Source organism: Vibrio profundi (assembly GCF_005281835.1).
Classification (GTDB): Bacteria; Pseudomonadota; Gammaproteobacteria; order Enterobacterales; family Vibrionaceae; genus Vibrio; species Vibrio profundi.
Genome location: NZ_RZIS01000014.1, coordinates 16,243 through 37,703, shown reverse-complemented (window position 1 = coordinate 37,703; position 21,461 = coordinate 16,243). Strand labels below are relative to the sequence as shown.

Sequence of the window (21,461 nt, the reverse complement as noted above, 5' to 3'; positions counted from 1 at the left end):
ATCCCCATTAAGACTGCAATGCATCGCTCAGGCGATCCAAACGACCGCGAGCTGAGTTATCGATGACTAGGTCTCCGGCTCGAATAATAACCCCACTAAGTAGGGTCTCATCTATACTGCAATTCAGCTGAACTTTGCGCTTAAGACGCAGCTCCAGTTTGCTGATCAAGTCTGCTTGCTGTTCTTCAGTAAGCTCAACTGCTGAAATAACATCAACATCGGCTTTCTTCTCGTGCTCTTTTTTAAGCACGATGAACTCTTCACAAACATCTGGAAGGGCCTTTAAACGGCCATTCTCTGCCATCACCTTAATAAGGTTTTGGCCGAATTCATCAAACTGTTCGCCACAAATTGCAATGAATACTTCTGACAGCTTACTTGCAGTTGTTGAACTGTTTAGTAAATCAGCAATATCATCGTTTTTCGCGACTTCGGCAGCAAAAGCAAGCATTTGACCCCATTGGTCTAGCTCACCCTTTTCTACCGCAAAGTCAAACGCTGCTTTAGCATAGGGGCGTGCGATTGTAGTCAAATCCGACATGTCCAGCCCCTTGCTCTAAAGTTTTGCAGTAATGTTGTCAAGAACATCTTTGTGCACATCTTTATCGATTGTGCGCTCAAGGATTTTCTCAGCACCAGCTATAGCCAGATTTGCAACTTGTTTGCGCAGATCATCGCGGGCACGTTTACGTTCTGCTTCAAGTTCAGCTTCCGCTTGAGCAAGGATTTTCTGGCGTTCTGCCTGAGCTTCCTCACGTGCTTCGTCTAGAATTTGAGCTTTACGTTTATTCGCCTGGTCGATAACCTCAGTTGCAGTGCGCTTCGCTTCTTTCAATTGATCAGAAGCGCTAGCTTGTGCTAGATCCAAGTCTTTAGCAGCGCGTTCAGCGGCTACAAGACCGTCAGCAATTTTCTTCTGACGCTCTTCAATTGCTTGCAAGATTGGTGGCCATACATATTTCATGCAGAACCAAACAAACATTGAAAAAGCAATTGCTTGACCTAGCAGAGTTGCGTTCATATTCACAACAGCTACCCCTCGTTAAGAATCAACTACAAAAATTTAATTAACGGTAATCGTTAATTAGCCTGCTAGTTGACCAACAAATGGGTTAGCAAACGTGAATAGTAGTGCGATTACGATACCGATCATTGGAACAGCATCCAGTAGACCAGCGATGATGAACATCTTAACTTGTAGCATAGGAGCCATTTCAGGTTGACGCGCAGCGCCTTCTAGGAATTTACCACCAAGAATAGCAAAACCAATTGCAGTACCTACGGCACAAAGACCAACAATAATAGCAACAGCGATTGCTGAAAAACTTAGTACAGTTTCCATTTACGTTCTCCGATTAACATTAATAGTTAGAATAAAAGCTTAAAAATTTTTTAGTGATCACTATCTTCGTGAGCCATTGATAAGTAAACGATTGTTAACATCATGAAAACGAACGCTTGAATCAAAATAACCAAGATGTGGAAGATAGCCCAAGGTAGTGCACCTACCCATTGCAAGTACCACGGTAGCATTGCTGCAATAAGAATAAACACCACCTCACCAGCAAACATATTACCAAACAAACGCATGCCTAGAGATAATGGTTTCGCTAATAGCGAGATTACTTCTAGAACCAAGTTGAATGGAATCATGATTGGGTGATTAAATGGGTGAAGTGCCAATTCCTTAGCAAACCCGCCAAGCCCTTTTACTTTGATGCTGTAGTAGATCATCAATGCAAAAACGCCCAAAGCCATAGCCATTGTTATATTTGCATCAGCAGTAGGAACCACCTTAAGGTAAGGGATACCTAACCAATGCTCTGCAGGATATGGTAAGAAATCGATAGGCACTAAGTCCATCAAGTTCATTAAAATAATCCAGCAGAATATAGTCAGTGCTAGAGGAGCGATCAGAGGATTGCGCCCATGGAAAGTTTCTTTAACGTTGTCGCCAACGAATTCCACTACCATTTCTACAAAACACTGAAGCTTTCCTGGTACACCTACTGTTGCTTTCTTAGCGACTGAACGGAAAATCCAAAGGAATAACATCCCTGTCAACACAGAAAAAAACAGACTGTCTATATGTACGTTCCAGAAACTTGTCTCCTCTACTAAACCAAACTTAGCTAAAGAGAGGTGTTGTAGATGGTGCTCAATGTATCCGGATGCTGTTGGCGCAGCCATAACTCATCCTATTTTTTATTGTTAATGAAAAGCACTGGCGCAAAGATATTAATACCTAGAACCAGTAAATAGGTCAGTTTGAGGGGAACAAGTTCCACCTGCATATACATGTAGACAATAGAAAATAGTAAAACCGTGATAAGGATTTTTAATGCTTCACCTGCGTAGAACGATGCCGCAACCAATTTGGTCGCTCGTGCTCCGCAGAAGATAAATGCACAAAAACAAAATACTGCATTGGAAATGACAAAAATACCGCCACCCACCAGTGAAGCAAAACCCCAATCATGATTAACAGTAATACCCAATCCTACTGCCAATAAAATAACCGCGCTAAACTCGATCAATAACATTTGCTTTGCAAGCACTCGTCCTGGTCTTGCTAACGCCGCCATCATGTATTCGTACCTCTAGTAGTACCCACAATGCACCGATATGAATCCGTGCTGGGAAATTGGCGAAAATTATACGGTGAGTCGAACTGATTGCAATCTAAACGCAGCAAAAAGTTACAGTTTTGTTTACAAACCGACAACTTTCGAACAAAAATTAATTAATTACATAATTGACTTAAATCAATTATCTCATTTAGCTCTCTAGCTTGGCAATAAGTTGCTCTAATTTGTGAGGCTCATCAAGACTAATTGTGATTTTTGATTTTCCACTAGCAGAACGAACAATAGATACCTTGCCTTGTATTATTTCACTTAATCTTTGTGACATATCTATTACTTCTGCGTCTTGAGGAGCACTTTCTTGTTCAACTTGCGGTGTTAAACATTTTTTAACTAATTGTTCTGTTTGTCGTACGGTCAATTGCTTATTCGCAACCGTTTGGGCAACCTCTGCTTGTTGCTCACCTTCAAGGCTTAATAGTGCTCGTGCGTGGCCCATTTCTAACTGTTTCGTCACCACTAACGCTTTAACTGAATCGTCCAACTGGTTTAAGCGCAGCAAGTTACTCACTGTAGTACGGGATTTACCAATCACTTCCGCGACTTTCTGATGCGTCAGCTCAAATTCATTTTGCAAACGCTCAAGAGCTTGCGCTTCTTCGATGACGTTTAAATCTTCACGTTGAATGTTTTCAATCAAAGCCATCGCAATTGCAGCGCGATCTTGCACTTTCTTGATCAAACAAGGCACTTGTTTTAAACCAGCTTGACGAGCTGCACGCCAACGACGTTCGCCAGCAATGATTTCAAAGTGATCTTGACCAATAGGGCGAACCACGATTGGTTGAATAATACCTTGTGATTGAATAGACGCTGCCAACTCTTCTAACGCTTCAGGTGCCATATCTTTACGTGGCTGATAAACACCAGGCTTTAAGTTAGAGACTGATAATTCAACCAATTCGCCTTCGGCAGATAATGCTTGGCTATGAGTAGCGACTTGCTGTTTTTCACGAGCTAATGAACTAGTTGCCAATAAGGCATCTAGCCCCTTTCCTAAACCACGCTTAGACATGAGAGCGAATCCTTCGGTTGGAGTTGTTTGTTATACAGGGACTTCTTCGCGACGCAACATTTCTCCAGCTAGCGCTAAGTAGGCTTTGGCACCGGCAGAATATTTGTCGTAGTACATTGCTGGCTTGCCATGACTTGGCGCTTCAGCTAAACGTACATTTCTTGGTATGACAGTTCGGTAAACTTTGCTACCAAAATGTTTTTTCAGTTGATCAGACACTTCATTCGACAAGCGATTACGTGGATCGTACATAGTACGCAGCAAACCTTCTATTTTAAGGTTTTCATTCACCACTGCCGCCAGCTTGCTAATGGTATCCATCAGTGCGGTCAAACCTTCTAACGCAAAATATTCACACTGCATTGGCACTAACACTGAGTCAGCCGCAGCCATAGCGTTGATTGTAAGAAGGTTTAGAGAAGGAGGACAATCGATAAAGATGAAATCATAGTTATCGCGGACTCCTGCCAAGGCATTTTTCAAACGCACTTCACGGGCAAACACTTCCATTAACTTGATTTCAGCCGCAGTGACATCACCATTGGCTGCGATTAAATCATAGTTTCCAGAAGTGCGGCGACACACCACTTCATCAAAGTGAGTATCTTCGACCAATAAATCGTAAGCGGTCGCTTCCACTTGGTATTTATCAACACCACTTGCCATGGTGGCATTACCTTGTGGGTCTAAATCAACAACTAAGACTTTACGCTTTGTCGCGGCCATTGAAGCTGCGAGGTTAATACAAGTTGTTGTTTTTCCTACGCCACCTTTCTGGTTGGCAATTGCTACGATTCTACCCACGATGGCCTCGCTGTTTATCCCTTACGCGATAAAGTTACTAGATGTCGCTCACCTTCGAGCTCAGGAACGACCAAAGTTTTAATATCAGTCACTGAACACCATTCCGGCAGCTGATCAATTTCATCTCTTGGATGTTGTCCTTTCAGAGCCAAAAATACACCGGATTGCGCTTTAGGTAAATGATGACACCATTCCACCATGTCTGTCATTGAAGCAAATGCACGACTTAGAACACCATCAAATTTTTCTTCAGGTTGGAACTCTTCAACGCGACTTTGAATAGGTGTCACATTCTGTAGGCCTAACTCATGCACGACTTGCTTAATAAAACGAATACGCTTACCTAAGCTGTCCAACAAAAAGAATTCGCAATCTGGGTTCATGATCGACAGTGGAATTCCTGGCAGCCCAGGACCTGTGCCCACATCAATAAAGCGCTGCCCTTGTAAGTGAGTGCTAACAATAACACTATCTAAGATATGTTTAACTAACATATCCATAGGATCGCGAACTGACGTTAAATTGTAGGCTTTATTCCATTTGTTTAGCATTTCTACATAACCGACAAGCTGCTCGCGCTGCTTATCCGTTACTTGTAAATCTGTTTGGCTTAATAATTGATCTAATTTTTCTCGTAATGCGCTCATTATGCTTCATCACCTTTTTTCAGTAAGCCTTGTTTCTTTAGGTACACCAACAAGATAGAAATCGCCGCTGGCGTAATACCAGAAATACGCGATGCAATACCAATTGATTCTGGTTTGGCAGTCGACAGCTTTACGACCACTTCGTTGGATAAACCTTTTACTTGGCTGTAATCCAAATCAATCGGTAACTTGGTATTCTCATGACGCAGAGATTTTTCAATCTCATCCTGCTGACGCTGGATATAACCTTCGTACTTCACTTGGATCTCAACTTGCTCGGCCGCCTGTTGATCATCGAGCGCAGGCGCAAAACGATCCAACTCGGTAAGCTGTGAATAAGTCATTTCAGGGCGACGCAAAAGATCTTCACCGCTCGCTTCACGCGACATCGGTGTTTTCAAAATAGAATTCAGCGCTTCAACACCTTCAGACTTAGGGTTAATCCAAGTGTCTTTCAAGCGTTGGCGTTCTTTATCCATGTTTTCAACTTTTTCGTTGAAACGAGCCCAGCGAGCGTCATCCACTAAACCAAGTTCACGCGCCTTTTCAGTCAAGCGTAAATCAGCGTTATCTTCGCGAAGCAGCAAACGATATTCAGCGCGTGAAGTGAACATACGGTAAGGTTCTTTGGTGCCCATCGTCGACAAATCGTCAATCAACACTCCCATGTAGGCTTGGTCGCGACGTGGGTTCCAACCATCTTTACCCTGAGTAAATAAGCTTGCGTTCAAGCCAGCCATCAAGCCTTGCGCGGCAGCTTCTTCGTAACCCGTGGTTCCGTTGATCTGACCTGCAAAGAATAAACCTTTGATAAATTTGGTTTCATAAGTTTGCTTCAAATCACGAGGATCAAAGAAATCATACTCAATCGCATAACCAGGGCGAGCAATATGCGCATTCTCGAAACCTTTCATTGAACGCACAATTTGAACTTGCACATCAAATGGCAAGCTAGTGGAAATACCGTTCGGGTATAACTCATGAGTGGTTAAGCCTTCAGGTTCAATGAAGATTTGATGGCTATTCTTATCCGCGAAACGCATGACCTTGTCTTCAATAGACGGACAGTAACGTGGGCCAATACCTTCAATCACACCTGCATACATAGGGCTACGATCTAAGTTGGCACGGATCACGTCATGAGTTTGCTCATTAGTGTGCGTGATGTAGCAAGGAATTTGTTTCGGCTGCTGGCTGCGGTTTCCCATGAATGAAAACACTGGCGTTGGGTTATCACCGTGTTGTACTTCTAACTCAGAGAAATCGACACTACGCGCATCGATACGTGGCGGAGTGCCTGTTTTTAAGCGATCGACTCTGAAGGGAAGATCGCGCAGTCGGTTTGCTAGCGCGATCGACGGTGGATCGCCCGCTCGGCCACCCGATGAACTTTCCATTCCGATATGGATCTTGCCACCAAGGAAAGTCCCGACCGTTAACACTACCGCTTGTGCATAGAATTTTAAGCCCATCTGAGTGACAACACCCAGTACTTGATCTTGTTCTACGATCAAGTCATCTACCGACTGCTGGAACAAGGTTAAATTTGGAGTATTTTCTAATGCACTACGAACGTACGCCTTGTACAAAGCACGGTCAGCTTGAGCGCGAGTCGCTCTTACGGCTGGACCTTTAGACGCGTTTAATGTTCTGAATTGAATACCTGCATGATCAATCGCTTGCGCCATTAAACCACCCATTGCATCGACTTCTTTGACCAAGTGGCCCTTACCGATCCCGCCAATCGCCGGGTTGCAAGACATTTGACCTAATGTGTCAATGTTGTGCGTCAGCAACAGAGTTTTTTGCCCAGTTCGGGCTGATGCGAGTGCGGCTTCCGTTCCTGCATGGCCGCCACCAACAACAATGACGTCAAATTTTTCGTGATAAAGCATGACCGACCTCAGGTATTCAAACGAGTTATGGACAAAATAAAAGGAGCGATATTCTACCTGTTTTCCTAGCTTGAGAAAACGTTTTTGAATTTTTTAAACAAGTCTATTTTTAATTAATATAGAGATGATCTTTAAGGAGATCTTTTATTGGATCTATTATTAGGATCGAGCACTTCTGTGGATAACTCGAAAATGATCAACAAGATCATGGATCTTTTTTGGATCATATCGTGTGATCTAGTTTGGATCATGATGAGGATTGGCTGGGATCAAAATGGCTAGTTATGCACAGAGGATAAATGGACCTAAAGTTATTATTTGGATAACTATAGGTTTATCACTGGGTTTATGTCTACTTATCAACAACCACTCTGAGTGTTTTTTGAACAAACAGTGTTCGAGATAGTGAATTTAGTTATTCACACTCAAAGTGAAGACGTAAAAAAGGCGGCTAAAAAGCCGCCAAGTTAACTGAGTTTTCACTAGAAACTAGAGATATTTTGCTGTAACCACTGCTCTGCAGCGTCTTCTGGGACTGGGTTTTCCAGTATATCGATGGTAAAACAAGCACTTATTGGTGTTGCTCCAAGTTCTGTGAGTAACTTGAACGCCTCTTTTCCTGCCGAGCAGAAAGTGTCGTAACTAGAATCTCCAATTGCAACCACCGCGTATTTCAGCTGGTTAAGAGTAGGGGGTTGGGCTTTTAATGACTCGATAAAAGGTTGGATGTTATCTGGGAATTCGCCAGCGCCGTGAGTCGATGTGACGATCAACCAAGTACCACTGGTCGGGATCTCTGATAAATCCGGCTGGTTGTGAATGTTCGTTTGGTGGTTATGCGCTTCCAGTAGATCACTGAGGTGATCCCCGACGTATTCTGAGCCACCTAGAGTGCTGCCAGTAATGATTTGAATCATAGGTACATTCCTTTGAGAGCGCCTAATGGTAGCACTAGGCGAAAGTGTGAATCTATTTACCAATACAGAAAGATGAGAAAATACGGCCTAATAAATCATCAGAGCTGAATTCACCTGTGATTTCATTCAGGTGTTGCTGAGTGATACGCAGCTCTTCAGCCAATATTTCACCGGCCATGTAGCCTTCAAGCTGTTGCTGGCCAATGTCTAAGTGTTCAGAAGCGCGTTCCAGTGCATCAAGGTGACGGCGGCGAGCCATAAAGCCACCTTCATGACCACCCGCAAAGCCCATGCACTCTTTTAGATGGTTTCTCAATGAATCAACGCCTTGGCCCGTTTTTGCAGATAGGCGAATCAGTGTTGGATCGTTAACATGACAAATACCAAGATCTTCATTGGTTTGATCGGCTTTGTTACGAATGACCGTCATCCCAATATTGTCTGGCAAACGATCAACGAAATCAGGCCAAATATCTTGTGGGTTAGTGGCATCTGTCGTGGTGCCATCGACCATAAAGAGGACTCGGTCTGCCTGCGAGATTTCTTCCCACGCACGCTCGATACCGATTTTTTCGACTTCATCAGATGCGTCACGTAATCCTGCGGTATCAATGATGTGTAGCGGCATTCCATCAATGTGGATGTGTTCGCGCAGAACATCACGAGTGGTACCAGCAATATCCGTTACAATGGCGGACTCTTTACCAGATAGCGCGTTGAGTAGGCTTGATTTACCCGCATTAGGGCGACCTGCAATCACGACTTTCATGCCTTCACGCATGATGGCGCCTTGATTCGCCTCTTTACGCACTTCATTTAGGTTGTCGATGATAGCTTGTAAGTCTGCACTGACTTTACCATCCGCTAAGAAGTCGATTTCTTCTTCTGGGAAGTCGATCGCTGCTTCCACATAAATGCGCAAATGTATCAGGGATTCCACTAAGGTATTGATGCGCTTTGAGAACTCACCCTGAAGCGATTGTAAGGCTGACTTTGCGGCTTCTTCAGAGCTCGCATCGATTAAGTCAGCAATCGCTTCGGCTTGGGTTAAGTCCATCTTATCGTTGAGGAATGCGCGTTCTGAAAATTCACCAGGACGAGCGGCACGCACGCCTGAAATGGTCAGAATACGTTTGATCAGCATGTCCATTACCACAGGGCCGCCATGGCCTTGCAGTTCTAATACATCCTCACCAGTAAACGAGTGTGGATTTGGGAAGTAGAGGGCGATGCCCTGATCCAGCTCACTGCCATCTTGAGTTTTAAAAGCTAGGTACTCGGCGTAGCGAGGTTTAAGCGCTTTACCTGTCACTTCAAGAGCGACTTGGGCTGCCTTCGGGCCGGAAACGCGAATAATGCCGACACCGCCACGTCCTGGTGCCGTTGCTTGAGCAACAATAGTATCTGTAGTCATAACTGTGCCTATTGAGCATTGACGCAGAAGTCGTGCGTCAACGAATAATGAATTAGCTGAATTGTAATCAGCTCAAAACAAAAAGGCGACCTTTTGGCCGCCTTTCTTTATGTCTTTCTTAACTTACACATTACTTAGAATGTAAGCCTTTCTTTTCCAACTGTTTGTAAATTAGTGTTTGTTGGATAAGCGTTACTACGTTCGATACTAGCCAGTAAAGAACCAGGCCTGATGGGAAGAACAGGAAGAAGAACGTAAACATAACCGGCATAAAGGTCATGATCTTCTGCTGCATTGGATCCGTTACAGTTGTCGGGCTCATCTTCTGAATTAGGAACATTGAAGCACCCATTAGAAGTGGCAAGATGTAGTAAGGGTCTTGTGCTGAAAGGTCAGTAATCCAACCGAAGAACGGTGAGTGACGCAGTTCAACAGACTCCATTAGTGCCCAGTACAGAGAAATGAAGATTGGCATCTGTAGAAGGATAGGTAAACAGCCGCCCAGCGGGTTTACTTTCTCTTTCTTGTACAGTTCCATCATCTCTTGGCTCATACGCTGACGGTCATCGCCAATACGTTCACGCATTGCAGTCAGCTTAGGCTGAAGCATGCGCATTTTTGCCATTGATGTGTATTGCGCTTTAGTTAGTGGGTACATTGCACCACGAACGATGAACGTTAGTACGATGATTGCTAGACCCCAGTTCACCACTACGCCTTGAATCATAGACAGTAGCCAGTGAAGTGGCTTCGCGATGAACCATAACCAACCGTAATCGACTACTAGGTCTAGGTTCGGCGCTGTTGCAGCCATTTGCTCTTGAAGCTTAGGACCAACCCACAGAGTGGCTTTAAAGTTTGCTTCCGCACCGTCAGCGATGGTTTTATTTGGCATACGAATACCAATATCGCCTAGGTTACCAATTACACGAGTGTAAAGGTTGCTGCCTGCTTCATCGCGTGGGATCCAAGCTGATGCAAAGTAGTGCTGGATCATCGCTGCCCAACCTTGACCGTTTGGCAGGTTGATTGACAGGTTACGATCTTGCATGTCGTCGAAGCTGTACTTCTTGTAGCGAGTATCTTCTGTCGAGTAAGCACCACCACGGTATGTTGGCATGGTTAGGCTGCCACCGTCGTCCATTAGGTTTTGACGCAGGTGAGCGTACATACCAAATGTTGCGTTGTTACCAGATTTGTTCACTACATCATATTCAACATCAATTGCGTAATCGCCGCGTTTGAAGATGAACGTCTTCGTGTAATCAAGGCCGTTAGCTTGGTAAGTCATCGGAATACGAAGTTCGTCTTGACCGTCAGCTAGTGTAAAGCTGTCTGCAGAAACCGAGTAGTGTGGACGGTCTGTGCTGCTTAGGTCGATACCTTGCGGACCAACTAAACCACTTTGGGCGATGAATTGGTGACCTTGAGTGTTTTTCAGAAGAGTAAAACGCTCTTCTGAATCGAATTCTGCTGCGTAGTCATTCAGATCGGCTGAAACTACATCACCACCTACCGTATCAATTGACAGAGTTAAAACGTCAGTGACTACTTGGATAGTTTTCGCAGAAGCGGTTTGACCCGGAGCTGGATCTAAATCGCCTGCAAAAGATGGTGCAGGTAGGGTGCTGCTAGATTGTGCCTGCTCAACCGCTTGAGGTGCTGGGTTCTTTGCTACATTCCATTGTTGGAATAAAAGGAAAGAAACCAATGCCAGTGCGATTAACAGGATATTACGTTGAGAATCCATCGTTATTTATCTCTGTCTTGTTCTTGGACTGGTGGAACGGGGTCAAACCCCCCTTCGTTCAAAGGGTGGCATTTTAATAGACGTTTGCCTGATAACCAACACCCTTTTACAAAACCGTGAGCTTTCAACGCTTCTAACGCATATAAAGAGCAGGTTGGAGTAAATCGACAGCGCGGTCCGATGAGAGGACTAATAATCCATCTGTAAAGATAGATCAGCCCAATAGCTAACCACGTGAAGGGCGAGACAGGCGAAGCCATAATTTCTCTAAGAGCTTAAACATTTCTTCATTGCTTAAATCTTGCGCACTCTTCTTTGCGATTACAACAAAATCTTTGTTAGGAAGCTGATGTTGATTGTTACGAAAGCTTTCACGCGACAGGCGTTTGAATCGATTACGACCCACGGCGGTTTTTATCTGCTTTTTCGGAACGGCTAATCCAAGGCGAGGATGAGAAAGAGTGTTGTTACGAGCAATGATGGTGAAATGAGGGGAGCCAGCTCTATGAGCTTGCTTGAAGACATTTTGATAATGTTCGGGAGTTAACAAGCGTAACTCCCGACCGAAGGCTAGCTTATTCAAAATAATCAAAGATTACTTAGAAAGACGCTTACGGCCTTTTGCACGACGTGCATTGATTGTTGCGCGACCGTTCTTAGTAGCCATGCGAGCACGGAAACCGTGAGTACGCTTACGCTTTAGAACTGTAGGTTGAAAAGTGCGTTTCATTGTAATTACCTTACTGATCAGTAGTTTTAGGTTTTTGTTAAACCCGGCGTGGGTATTTTTTCTCTTCTTATATAAGAAAGGAAAACCGACGCCTCTCAACAAAGAGGCGGAATTGTAATCACTGTCACAAAAAGTGTCAATGATTGGCTTAACTAAAATTCCGGTCGGGGGATTATACGTACTATGAGTAAAATCTCAAGGATCCTTACTCGATCCCAACCTTATTTAGGAACTTTTTCAATTTTGGATCCTGTGGATTACCAAAAATATCCTGTGGAGATCCCTGTTCGACAATGTAGCCGTCGGCCATGAAGATCACTCGGTCAGCCACTTCACGAGCAAACTGCATTTCGTGTGTGACCACCAGCATCGTTTGGTGCTGAGTTGCGAGCTTTTTCATGAGCGCCAGAACTTCGCCAACCCATTCAGGATCCAGCGCTGAGGTCGGTTCATCAAACAGTAAGAGCTCAGGCTGAAATGCCATGGCACGGCCAATACCTACCCGTTGTTGCTGACCGCCAGAAAGGGCGGCTGGGTAGCTATCTCCTTTGTCTCCAAGACCAATGTCATCCAGTATTTGTTGTGCTTTCTCAAGTGCTTGCTGCTTTTTCCAACCTCGAACAGTGATTAACCCTTCTGCGATGTTTTGTCGTGCAGTGAGGTGGGCAAACAAAGCGTAGTTCTGGAAAACAAAACCAGTCTTACGGCGCAGTGCCAGCACTTCGGATTTTGAGTGCTTTGCCGTGTCGACGGTAATGTCGTCAATTGAGATCTTACCTTGGTCGGCTTGCTCTAAAAAGTTCACACAGCGTAGTAGGGTAGACTTACCTGTACCACTGGAACCTATGATAACAATGATCTCACCTTGCTTGATTTCAAGGTCAATACCTTTCAGGACTTCGGTGTCACCAAACTGCTTGTGGATATTTTCTAATTTGATCATCGTACATATGCCTTATTGAGTTTGGTTTCAGCCCAGATTTGCACTCGAGTAAGAATGACAACCACACCCCAGTAAATCAGCGCTACGGCTAAGAAAGCTTCGAAGAATCGAAAGCTCGAAGACGCTTCCATTTGCGCTTTAGCCATGATTTCTGCCACGCCTAGTGTGAATGCTAGCGAAGTAGACTTAATCATATCGATGAAATAGTTCATGAGCGATGGTAATGCCACACGGGTAGCCTGCGGCAGAATAATTCGACGCATCGCTTGGTTGGTGGTCATCCCCACCGATAAGCTGGCTTCCATTTGGCTACGATCGATACCGATGATCGCGGCACGGATACTTTCCGCCATGTACGCAGCAAAGTGTAAGGTTAAACCGATCACTGCAGCGCTAAATGCATCGAGCCCTACTAATAGAGGGAACACTTGTGGTAAGCCATAATAAAGCAGGAATAATTGCACCAGTAGCGGAGTGCCGCGGAAAAAGCTGATGTAGAGTTGGCTTAACTGATCCAATACAGGCACTTTAAATACTCGAATGTTAGCGAGCACTACGGCGAGAATTAGCGAGAACACTAGCCCCCACGTCGCCATTTCCATCGTTGTCCCTAAATACTTCAGCAGTATCGGCAACAACTCGAGCATGTAGTTGAAATCAAATCCCATAATGTATCTCTTGATATTGTTTTAGCGTGAGTTTGGTTTGAGCGTTGAAAAGAGAGCAAAACGCAAAAACCCACCGCATAAAAACTTCGCAGTGGGTTTTGAACGAATTAAGTGAGTAATTACTTCTGCGTAATGTCCGCACCAAACCACTTTTTAGAAATTGTCGCTAGCGTACCATCAGCACGCATAGCGGCTAAAGCTTCATTTACTTCCGCTTGCAGTTTTTTACCGTTGTCGTTATCAACGAATGGCCAAGCGTTTTCAATCGTTTCGAATGGCTGACCTGCTAGTTGAAGCGGTAAACCAGTTTTCTTGATTAGCTCAAGTGCAGAAAGACGGTCCATTACGAATGCATCGGCACGGCCTAGTGCTACGTCATGCTCAATACCAGTATCGTAAGTTTTGATGTTGATCTTGTTGTCTTTGTCGTAGCTGCGAAGTAGCTGCTCAAAGTTAGAACCTAAGTTAACCGCAACTGTTTTACCATTTAGGTCTTCAACACCTTGGATGCTGTCATTACCTTTACGTACGGTAATTTGAGCGCCATCAACAACATACGGGTCTGCAAATAAGTATTTTGCTTTACGTGCATCCGTCATCGTGATCTGGTTAGAGATAGTATCGATACGGCCTGTTTCAAGTAGACCAAATAAACCAGAGAAGTTTGCAGTCACGTATTCCACTTTGTAATCGTTACGCTTACCAATCTCATCCCATAGATCCACTTCAAAACCTTGTAGTTGGTCTTGTTTTACGAACGTGAATGGGAAATAACGGCCAGACATGCCTACTTTTACTTCAGTAGCAGCTTGAACGGTGGCAGCAGAAAGTGCGATTACTGCAATTGCAGCTTTAATCCAGTTTTTCATTTGGTAACTCCTAATATTTATAGAGCAGGATGTTACTGGGAAAATGCTCAATAGAATAAATAACCAGATGTTATTAACCATAACCAGAAGGCATGCTGCTTTTGGGGATAAATCGTCAGGATCCGAGGATAAGTGGATCATTATGTGAGTAAATTTGGGGCAGTTTGTGCGGATCTTAATAAATTTGAGCAAAATATTGTGAATAACTTAGATCTTATTCACTGGATCCTTGATCAATTGCTGGCGATCTGATTTATCAACAGGTAAAATTGCCAGTCATTTCAGATAACTTAAATAGAGTGAGGGCACCGTGTCATCTTCGCTTTGGTTGCAATGTTTGCAACAGCTTCAAGAAGAGCTACCAGCTACAGAATTCAGTATGTGGGTTCGTCCGTTACAAGCGGAGCTCAATGACAATACTCTAACTCTATTTGCCCCTAATCGATTCGTTTTGGATTGGGTGCGCGATAAGTACCTCAATAGCATTAACCGTTTGCTGCAAGAGTATTGCGGCAACGATATCCCAAGCTTACGTTTTGAAGTGGGCAGTAAACGTGTCAGCACGCCAAAACCTGAGCCAGTTCGCACCGCTGCGGATGTGGCTGCGGAGTCATCAGCACCGGCACAACTGCAAGCGCGTAAGCCAGTACATAAGACTTGGGATAACGACGACGTAGAAGTTGTCGACATTAATCACCGTTCAAACGTCAACCCGAAGCATAAGTTTAATAACTTTGTTGAGGGTAAATCGAACCAACTGGGCTTAGCGGCTGCTCGTCAGGTTGCGGGTAATCCAGGCGCTGCGTATAACCCGCTATTCCTATATGGCGGAACTGGCCTAGGTAAAACGCACCTATTGCACGCGGTGGGAAATGCGATTGTAGACGGTAAGCCGAATGCAAAAGTGGTGTACATGCACTCTGAGCGTTTTGTGCAAGATATGGTAAAAGCACTGCAAAACAACGCGATTGAAGAATTTAAGCGTTACTACCGCAGTGTTGACGCTTTGCTTATCGATGACATTCAGTTTTTTGCTAATAAAGAACGATCTCAAGAAGAGTTCTTCCATACGTTTAACGCGTTATTGGAAGGCAACCAGCAGATCATCCTAACTTCAGACCGTTATCCTAAAGAGATCAACGGGGTGGAGGATCGTCTCAAATCACGTTTCGGTTGGGGACTCACGGTTGCGATCGAGCCGCCAGAGCTTGAAACTCGCGTTGCGATCTTGATGAAGAAAGCGGAAGACCATCAAATTCACCTGGCTGACGAAGTGGCGTTCTTTATTGCGAAGCGCTTACGTTCGAATGTTCGTGAACTTGAAGGGGCATTAAACCGTGTTATCGCGAACGCCAACTTTACTGGGCGACCAATTACCATCGATTTTGTGCGTGAAGCACTGCGTGATCTATTAGCACTGCAAGAAAAACTGGTGACTATCGATAACATTCAAAAAACGGTTGCTGAGTACTACAAAATTAAAGTGGCAGATTTGTTATCTAAACGTCGCTCACGTTCGGTTGCGCGCCCGCGTCAACTTGCCATGGCATTGGCGAAAGAGCTGACCAACCACAGTTTACCTGAGATCGGTGACGCATTTGGTGGACGTGACCATACGACTGTTCTGCATGCATGTCGTAAGATTGCTCAGTTGCGTGAAGAAAGCCACGACATTAAAGAAGATTACTCGAACTTGATCCGTACCCTTTCTTCTTAATTCGCAGTATTCTTACTCCTGTTAAATGAATTTTGGCTAAGAGCTTGTCTTGAGACGAGCTCTTTTATACTTAGAGCCACATATACCGTTAAGAGCTAGATATGAAATTTACCATTGAACGCAGCCATTTAATTAAACCACTCCAACAAGTATCGGGCGCTCTGGGTGGCAGACCGACGCTTCCTATTCTTGGTAACTTGTTACTCAAAGTGGAAGATAATGTGCTTTCTTTGACGGCAACAGACCTTGAAGTGGAATTGATCAGCCGTGTGACTCTAGAAGGGGACTTTGAAGCGGGTAGTATTACCGTCCCTTCACGTAAGTTCTTAGATATCTGTCGTGGTCTACCGGATAGCTCAATTATTACTGTGGTTTTAGATGGCGATCGTATCCAAGTGCGCTCTGGCCGCAGCCGTTTCTCACTGGCCACTTTGCCTGCGGCGGATTTCCCAAATATTGAAGACTGGAACAGTGAAGTTGAAGTGTCTGTGACACAAGCTGAACTGCGCGGTCTTATCGAAAAAACTCAATTCTCAATGGCGAACCAAGATGTTCGTTATTACCTCAACGGTATGTTGTTTGAGATTGAAGGCTCTACGTTGCGCAGTGTGGCGACCGATGGTCACCGTATGGCGGTATCTCAAGCACAGCTCGGTGCGGACTTTGCTCAAAAGCAGATCATCGTGCCTCGTAAGGGGGTTCAAGAGCTAGTGAAGTTATTGGATGCGCCTGAGCAGCCAGTGACGCTGCAAATTGGTAACTCAAACGTGCGTGCTGAAGTAAACAACTATGTATTCACTTCTAAGTTAGTTGATGGCCGTTTCCCTGATTATCGCCGCGTAATGCCGCAAAATACGACCAAAACGTTAGAAGCAAGCTGTGATGAGTTACGCTCTGCCTTTTCTCGCGCTGCGATTTTATCCAATGAGAAATTCCGCGGCGTTCGCGTGAATTTAGCTGATAGCGAAATGCGTATTACCGCGAACAACCCTGAACAGGAAGAAGCGGAAGAAATGCTTGATGTATCGTTTGAAGGCGATGCTCTCGAAATTGGTTTTAACGTGAGCTATGTATTGGATGTATTGAATACGTTGCGTTGTGAAAATGTACGTATTTCGATGTCGGATGCTAATGCGAGTGCCTTGATTGAAAATGCTCAAGACGACAGTGCGATGTATGTCGTGATGCCAATTCGCTTATAAGTTTGCTGATCACGATATGAAAAATTCATGCCTTTATCGCGTTTAATCGTAAAGCAATTTAGAAATATTGAAGCCTGTGACGTTGAACTGTCATCAGGCTTTAACTTTCTTATAGGGCCTAATGGCAGCGGCAAAACCAGTGTCCTTGAAGCGATTTATTTGCTCGGACATGGCCGCTCGTTTAAGAGCTCGTTAACGGGACGTATCATTCAAAATGACTGTAGCGAGTTGTTCGTACACGGTCGTTTTATGACATCGGATCAATTTGAGCTACCAATCGGCATTAATAAGCAGCGTGATGGCACCACAGAGGTTAAAATAAGCGGTCAATCTGGGCAAAAATTGGCTCAATTGGCGCAAGTATTACCTTTGCAATTGATTCATACTGAAGGGTTTGATTTACTAACCGACGGCCCTAAAAACCGCCGTGCTTACATTGATTGGGGAGTGTTCCATAGCGAACCTGCTTTTTATGAAGCATGGGGGCGAGTGAAGCGTCTTAACAAGCAGCGTAATGCCTTGTTAAAAACGGCCACCAGTTATCGCGAACTCAGCTATTGGGATCAAGAACTGGCGAGATTAGCAGAAAATATCAGCCAGTGGCGCAGTGACTATGTCGAGCAATTGAAAACGATCGCTCATGACATCTGTGCTGGTTTCTTGCCTGAATACGATATTCAGATGAACTATTATCGAGGCTGGGATAAAGACACGCCTTATGCCGAGATACTAGAAAAGAATTTTGAACGAGATCAGCAGCTTGGTTACACCTTTAGTGGGCCAAATAAGGCTGATCTCAAAATTAAAGTGAATGGCACACCCGTTGAAGATGTGCTTTCACGAGGTCAATTGAAGTTAATGGTATGTGCTTTGCGAGTAGCGCAGGGACAACACCTAACTGAAATGACAGGTAAGCAATGCATCTACTTAATAGATGACTTTGCTTCCGAATTAGATAGCCAACGTCGGGTCCGGTTAGCGGACTGTTTTAAAAAGACGGGGGCTCAAGTTTTTGTAAGCTCTATTACTGCTGAACAGATTGCAGACATGCAAGAAGAAAACAGCAAGATGTTTCATGTGGAACATGGCAAAATAGAGCAAGGATAATTAGTCAGAGAGTAACTATGTCAGATAATTACGATTCATCGAGTATTAAGGTACTGAAGGGTCTGGATGCGGTACGTAAGCGTCCTGGAATGTACATTGGCGACACGGATGATGGTACCGGTCTGCACCACATGGTCTTCGAGGTGGTAGATAACTCTATTGATGAAGCATTAGCTGGTCACTGTAATGACATCATTGTTACGATCCACGAAGATAACTCAGTATCTGTTCGTGATGACGGCCGTGGTATCCCAACGGAAATGCACCCTGAAGAGCAGGTGTCTGCAGCAGAAGTTATCATGACGGTTCTGCACGCTGGTGGTAAGTTCGATGATAACTCGTACAAAGTTTCTGGTGGTCTGCACGGTGTTGGTGTTTCGGTAGTTAACGCACTGTCTAAGCAAGTTACTCTTACTATCCACCGCGGTGGTCAAATTCATACTCAAACTTATCACCATGGTGAGCCTCAAGCGCCACTATCTGTTGTGGGTGATACGGACAAAACGGGTACGGAAATTCGTTTCTGGCCAAGTGAAGAAACCTTCTCTAACGTTTTGTTCCACTACGATATTCTAGCTAAGCGTTTACGTGAACTGTCGTTCCTAAACTCAGGCGTATCGATCAAGCTAATTGATGAGCGTGAAGAAGATAAATCGGATCACTTTATGTTTGAAGGTGGTATTCAGGCGTTCGTTGATCACCTAAATACCAACAAAACGCCAATCATCCAGAAAATCTTCCACTTCGACCACGAACGTGAAGATGGCATTACGGTTGAAGTCGCAATGCAGTGGAATGATGGCTACCAAGAAAACATTTACTGTTTCACGAATAACATTCCTCAACGCGATGGTGGTACTCACCTAGCGGGTTTCCGTGCTGCATTAACACGTACGTTAAACAGCTTCATGGATAAAGAAGGTTTCTCTAAGAAAGCGAAAACATCTACTTCAGGTGACGATGCTCGTGAAGGTCTGACTGCGGTTATCTCCGTGAAAGTGCCAGATCCTAAGTTCTCTAGCCAAACTAAAGACAAACTGGTGTCTTCTGAAGTGAAATCAGCGGTTGAATCAGCTATGGGCGAGAAACTGTCTGAGTTCCTTATTGAGAACCCAACAGAAGCGAAGACGGTTTGTACTAAAATTATCGATGCCGCTCGCGCTCGTGATGCTGCACGTAAAGCTCGTGAGATGACTCGTCGTAAGGGCGCATTAGATCTTGCTGGTCTTCCAGGTAAACTTGCGGACTGTCAGGAAAAAGATCCTGCAGTTTCTGAACTTTACATAGTGGAGGGTGACTCTGCGGGCGGTAGTGCTAAGCAGGGTCGTAACCGTAAGAACCAAGCGATTCTTCCTCTGAAAGGTAAAATCCTTAACGTAGAGAAAGCGCGTTTCGACAAGATGCTTTCTTCGCAAGAAGTGGCAACCCTAATCACAGCTCTTGGTTGTGGTATTGGCCGCGATGAGTACAACCCAGATAAATTGCGCTACCACAACATCATCATCATGACCGATGCCGATGTCGATGGTTCGCACATTCGTACGCTACTGTTGACCTTCTTCTACCGTCAAATGCCAGAGCTTATTGAGCGTGGTTACATCTACATCGCTCAGCCACCACTTTACAAAGTGAAGAAAGGTAAGCAAGAGCAGTACATTAAAGATGAAGATGCAATGAACCAGTACCAAGTGGCACTAGCTCTTGATAACGCAGCTCTACACGTAAACCCAGATGCTCCAGCATTGGCGGGTGAAGCACTAGAGAAGCTGGTTCAGCAATACAACTCTGGAATCAAGCTGGTGGAGCGTATGAGCCGCCGCTACCCACACGCACTGATGCATGAAATGATTTACATGCCGCGCTTAACGGCAGAGCAATGTCATGATGAAGCGGCAGTAGAAGCGTGGGGCAAACAGCTAGTTGAGCAGTTGAATGCTAAAGAAGTTGGTGCAAGCCAATACAGCTTAGAAGTGGAAAAACACGCCGAGCTAGGTCTAAGCCTACCAAAAGTAGTGGTTCGTACTCACGGTGTGACGCATGAACATGCACTGAGCATTGATCTTATTAACTCGAAAGAGTTCGCTAAGTTAGCGGATCTATCAGAAGCGCTAAACGGTTTGATCGAAGAAGGCGCTTACATTAAGCGTGGTGAGCGTACTCAAGCTGTGACTAACTTCGTGGATGCGTTGAACTGGTTGGTGAAAGAGTCTCGTCGTGGTCTAAGCCTACAACGATACAAAGGTCTAGGTGAGATGAACCCAGATCAACTGTGGGAAACGACAATGGACCCAGAGACACGCCGTATGATGCAGGTAACGATCGAAGATGCGGTTGGTGCTGACCAGCTGTTCACGACGCTAATGGGTGACCAAGTTGAGCCTCGTCGTAACTTCATCGAAGAAAACGCACTGAAGGTAGCTAACCTAGACGTATAGAATTAGTTATCGCGAATGATAAAAACACCGCTTAGTGCGGTGTTTTTTATGCGAGCAATAAAACCCACAAACAAGTCGTAGGCTATATGGCTTAGAAAGTCACATTCGCATTAATCACTACAATCCCCGGCAGTAATAATCCAAAGTCGACATTGAAATGGTCAGTTAATGCATACTCAAAGTAGTGGCTGATGTATGGCGCAAAGCCGATACCTGAGACCTCTTTCACTTCTTGATAAACACCATCATCTCCGCAATCTTCAAAACTATCCAAAAAGAACTCACCAGCGTAGGCATACAATCCCTTAAAGCGCCAGTTGGTGCTTAAATCTGCCCAATGGTATTCAACACCGAGAATGGCGCAGCGGTTGTTTTGACTATTTAAAAAGGTGCCGACAACGGCGTTCGTTCTATCGGTGATAGGTACCTCAAGTGAAACGTAATAGTTGTCAAAGTACTGTGTCGAATCGTCATCGGAGTCATAAACGTGGTAAACGAAGGAGGCAAAGTTCAGTTCCAAAGCCTTCAATGGGGCTACAAGTCCAAGGCCACACGCTAGTGCTAAACATTTTAAGACCAAATTCAGTGTCATAAACCGCATCAAGTTATTGATAGTGATTTGTATAATAAGATCTTTTTCAGGATGTTGTAAGGAATAGAAATAAGCTTAGCTAATTTTTTGCAAGTTGAAGCTTGAAAAACT

The 21,461-nt window shown here is 44.6% G+C and carries 23 protein-coding genes; 4 read left to right on the top strand and 19 right to left on the bottom strand.

Annotated elements, in window-relative coordinates:
• Positions 1-7: 7 nt before the first annotated feature.
• The 18 genes from atpH to ELZ11_RS22105 form a co-directional block, all read right to left on the bottom strand.
• On the bottom strand, positions 8-541 hold the full coding sequence (atpH, locus tag ELZ11_RS22190; RefSeq protein ID WP_137359568.1) for a F0F1 ATP synthase subunit delta: 534 nt from the start codon (positions 539-541) through the stop codon (positions 8-10).
• Positions 542-556: 15 nt separating this feature from the next.
• Positions 557-1,027, bottom strand: coding sequence for a F0F1 ATP synthase subunit B (atpF, locus tag ELZ11_RS22185; protein WP_137359567.1), 471 nt, complete (start codon positions 1,025-1,027; stop codon positions 557-559).
• 57 nt (positions 1,028-1,084) lie between these two features.
• Positions 1,085-1,342: a F0F1 ATP synthase subunit C gene (gene atpE, locus ELZ11_RS22180; RefSeq protein ID WP_004411110.1), complete on the bottom strand. Its 258-nt coding sequence runs from the start codon at positions 1,340-1,342 to the stop codon at positions 1,085-1,087.
• A 50-nt stretch (positions 1,343-1,392) separates the two neighbouring features.
• Positions 1,393-2,190 carry a F0F1 ATP synthase subunit A gene (gene atpB, locus ELZ11_RS22175; protein WP_137359566.1) on the bottom strand — a complete coding sequence of 266 codons (798 nt, stop codon included), beginning with the start codon at positions 2,188-2,190 and terminating at the stop codon, positions 1,393-1,395.
• An 8-nt stretch (positions 2,191-2,198) separates the two neighbouring features.
• Complete coding sequence (locus ELZ11_RS22170; RefSeq protein WP_137359565.1) at positions 2,199-2,588, bottom strand: F0F1 ATP synthase subunit I; 390 nt, start codon at positions 2,586-2,588, stop codon at positions 2,199-2,201.
• 190 nt (positions 2,589-2,778) lie between these two features.
• Positions 2,779-3,660 carry a ParB/RepB/Spo0J family partition protein gene (locus tag ELZ11_RS22165; protein ID WP_137359564.1) on the bottom strand — a complete coding sequence of 294 codons (882 nt, stop codon included), beginning with the start codon at positions 3,658-3,660 and terminating at the stop codon, positions 2,779-2,781.
• 30 nt (positions 3,661-3,690) lie between these two features.
• Positions 3,691-4,464, bottom strand: coding sequence for a ParA family protein (locus tag ELZ11_RS22160; RefSeq protein WP_137359563.1), 774 nt, complete (start codon positions 4,462-4,464; stop codon positions 3,691-3,693).
• 14 nt (positions 4,465-4,478) lie between these two features.
• Positions 4,479-5,111: a 16S rRNA (guanine(527)-N(7))-methyltransferase RsmG gene (rsmG, locus tag ELZ11_RS22155; protein WP_137359562.1), complete on the bottom strand. Its 633-nt coding sequence runs from the start codon at positions 5,109-5,111 to the stop codon at positions 4,479-4,481.
• Complete coding sequence (mnmG, locus tag ELZ11_RS22150) at positions 5,111-7,006, bottom strand: tRNA uridine-5-carboxymethylaminomethyl(34) synthesis enzyme MnmG (protein WP_137359561.1); 1,896 nt, start codon at positions 7,004-7,006, stop codon at positions 5,111-5,113. The genes rsmG and mnmG overlap by 1 nt, the downstream gene beginning before the upstream one ends.
• Before the next feature lie 482 nt (positions 7,007-7,488).
• Positions 7,489-7,923 carry an FMN-binding protein MioC gene (gene mioC, locus ELZ11_RS22145; protein ID WP_137359560.1) on the bottom strand — a complete coding sequence of 145 codons (435 nt, stop codon included), beginning with the start codon at positions 7,921-7,923 and terminating at the stop codon, positions 7,489-7,491.
• Between the two features lie 52 nt (positions 7,924-7,975).
• Positions 7,976-9,337: a tRNA uridine-5-carboxymethylaminomethyl(34) synthesis GTPase MnmE gene (gene mnmE / locus ELZ11_RS22140; protein ID WP_137359559.1), complete on the bottom strand. Its 1,362-nt coding sequence runs from the start codon at positions 9,335-9,337 to the stop codon at positions 7,976-7,978.
• A gap of 130 nt (positions 9,338-9,467) precedes the next feature.
• Positions 9,468-11,087 (bottom strand): membrane protein insertase YidC, encoded by a 1,620-nt coding sequence (gene yidC, locus ELZ11_RS22135; protein ID WP_137359558.1) that lies wholly within the window; start codon positions 11,085-11,087, stop codon positions 9,468-9,470.
• 2 nt (positions 11,088-11,089) lie between these two features.
• Positions 11,090-11,347 (bottom strand): membrane protein insertion efficiency factor YidD, encoded by a 258-nt coding sequence (gene yidD, locus ELZ11_RS22130; protein ID WP_137359557.1) that lies wholly within the window; start codon positions 11,345-11,347, stop codon positions 11,090-11,092.
• On the bottom strand, positions 11,314-11,637 hold the full coding sequence (rnpA, locus tag ELZ11_RS22125) for a ribonuclease P protein component (protein WP_244291707.1): 324 nt from the start codon (positions 11,635-11,637) through the stop codon (positions 11,314-11,316). The genes yidD and rnpA overlap by 34 nt, the downstream gene beginning before the upstream one ends.
• A gap of 45 nt (positions 11,638-11,682) precedes the next feature.
• Complete coding sequence (gene rpmH, locus ELZ11_RS22120; protein ID WP_004735800.1) at positions 11,683-11,817, bottom strand: 50S ribosomal protein L34; 135 nt, start codon at positions 11,815-11,817, stop codon at positions 11,683-11,685.
• A gap of 205 nt (positions 11,818-12,022) precedes the next feature.
• Positions 12,023-12,760: an amino acid ABC transporter ATP-binding protein gene (locus ELZ11_RS22115; RefSeq protein WP_137359556.1), complete on the bottom strand. Its 738-nt coding sequence runs from the start codon at positions 12,758-12,760 to the stop codon at positions 12,023-12,025.
• Entirely contained in the window at positions 12,757-13,428 is a 672-nt protein-coding gene (locus ELZ11_RS22110; protein ID WP_137359555.1) for an amino acid ABC transporter permease, read from the bottom strand. Before ELZ11_RS22110 ends, ELZ11_RS22115 begins: the two co-directional genes overlap by 4 nt.
• A 119-nt stretch (positions 13,429-13,547) precedes the next feature.
• Positions 13,548-14,297: an amino acid ABC transporter substrate-binding protein gene (locus ELZ11_RS22105; protein WP_137359554.1), complete on the bottom strand. Its 750-nt coding sequence runs from the start codon at positions 14,295-14,297 to the stop codon at positions 13,548-13,550.
• A 310-nt stretch (positions 14,298-14,607) separates the two neighbouring features.
• On the opposite strand from ELZ11_RS22105, the gene dnaA reads away from it, so the two are divergent.
• From dnaA to gyrB, 4 genes are all read left to right on the top strand, one after another.
• Complete coding sequence (dnaA, locus tag ELZ11_RS22100; RefSeq protein WP_137359553.1) at positions 14,608-16,014, top strand: chromosomal replication initiator protein DnaA; 1,407 nt, start codon at positions 14,608-14,610, stop codon at positions 16,012-16,014.
• 101 nt (positions 16,015-16,115) lie between these two features.
• Positions 16,116-17,216, top strand: a complete 1,101-nt coding sequence (gene dnaN / locus ELZ11_RS22095; RefSeq protein ID WP_137359552.1) for a DNA polymerase III subunit beta — start codon at positions 16,116-16,118, stop codon at positions 17,214-17,216.
• A 27-nt stretch (positions 17,217-17,243) separates the two neighbouring features.
• Positions 17,244-18,323 (top strand): DNA replication/repair protein RecF, encoded by a 1,080-nt coding sequence (gene recF, locus ELZ11_RS22090; protein ID WP_137359551.1) that lies wholly within the window; start codon positions 17,244-17,246, stop codon positions 18,321-18,323.
• Positions 18,324-18,340: 17 nt separating this feature from the next.
• Entirely contained in the window at positions 18,341-20,758 is a 2,418-nt protein-coding gene (gyrB, locus tag ELZ11_RS22085; RefSeq protein WP_137359550.1) for a DNA topoisomerase (ATP-hydrolyzing) subunit B, read from the top strand.
• Positions 20,759-20,849: 91 nt separating this feature from the next.
• Here the strand turns inward: gyrB and ELZ11_RS22080 are convergent, their stop codons facing one another.
• Complete coding sequence (locus ELZ11_RS22080; RefSeq protein WP_137359549.1) at positions 20,850-21,350, bottom strand: hypothetical protein; 501 nt, start codon at positions 21,348-21,350, stop codon at positions 20,850-20,852.
• Positions 21,351-21,461: the final 111 nt, after the last annotated feature.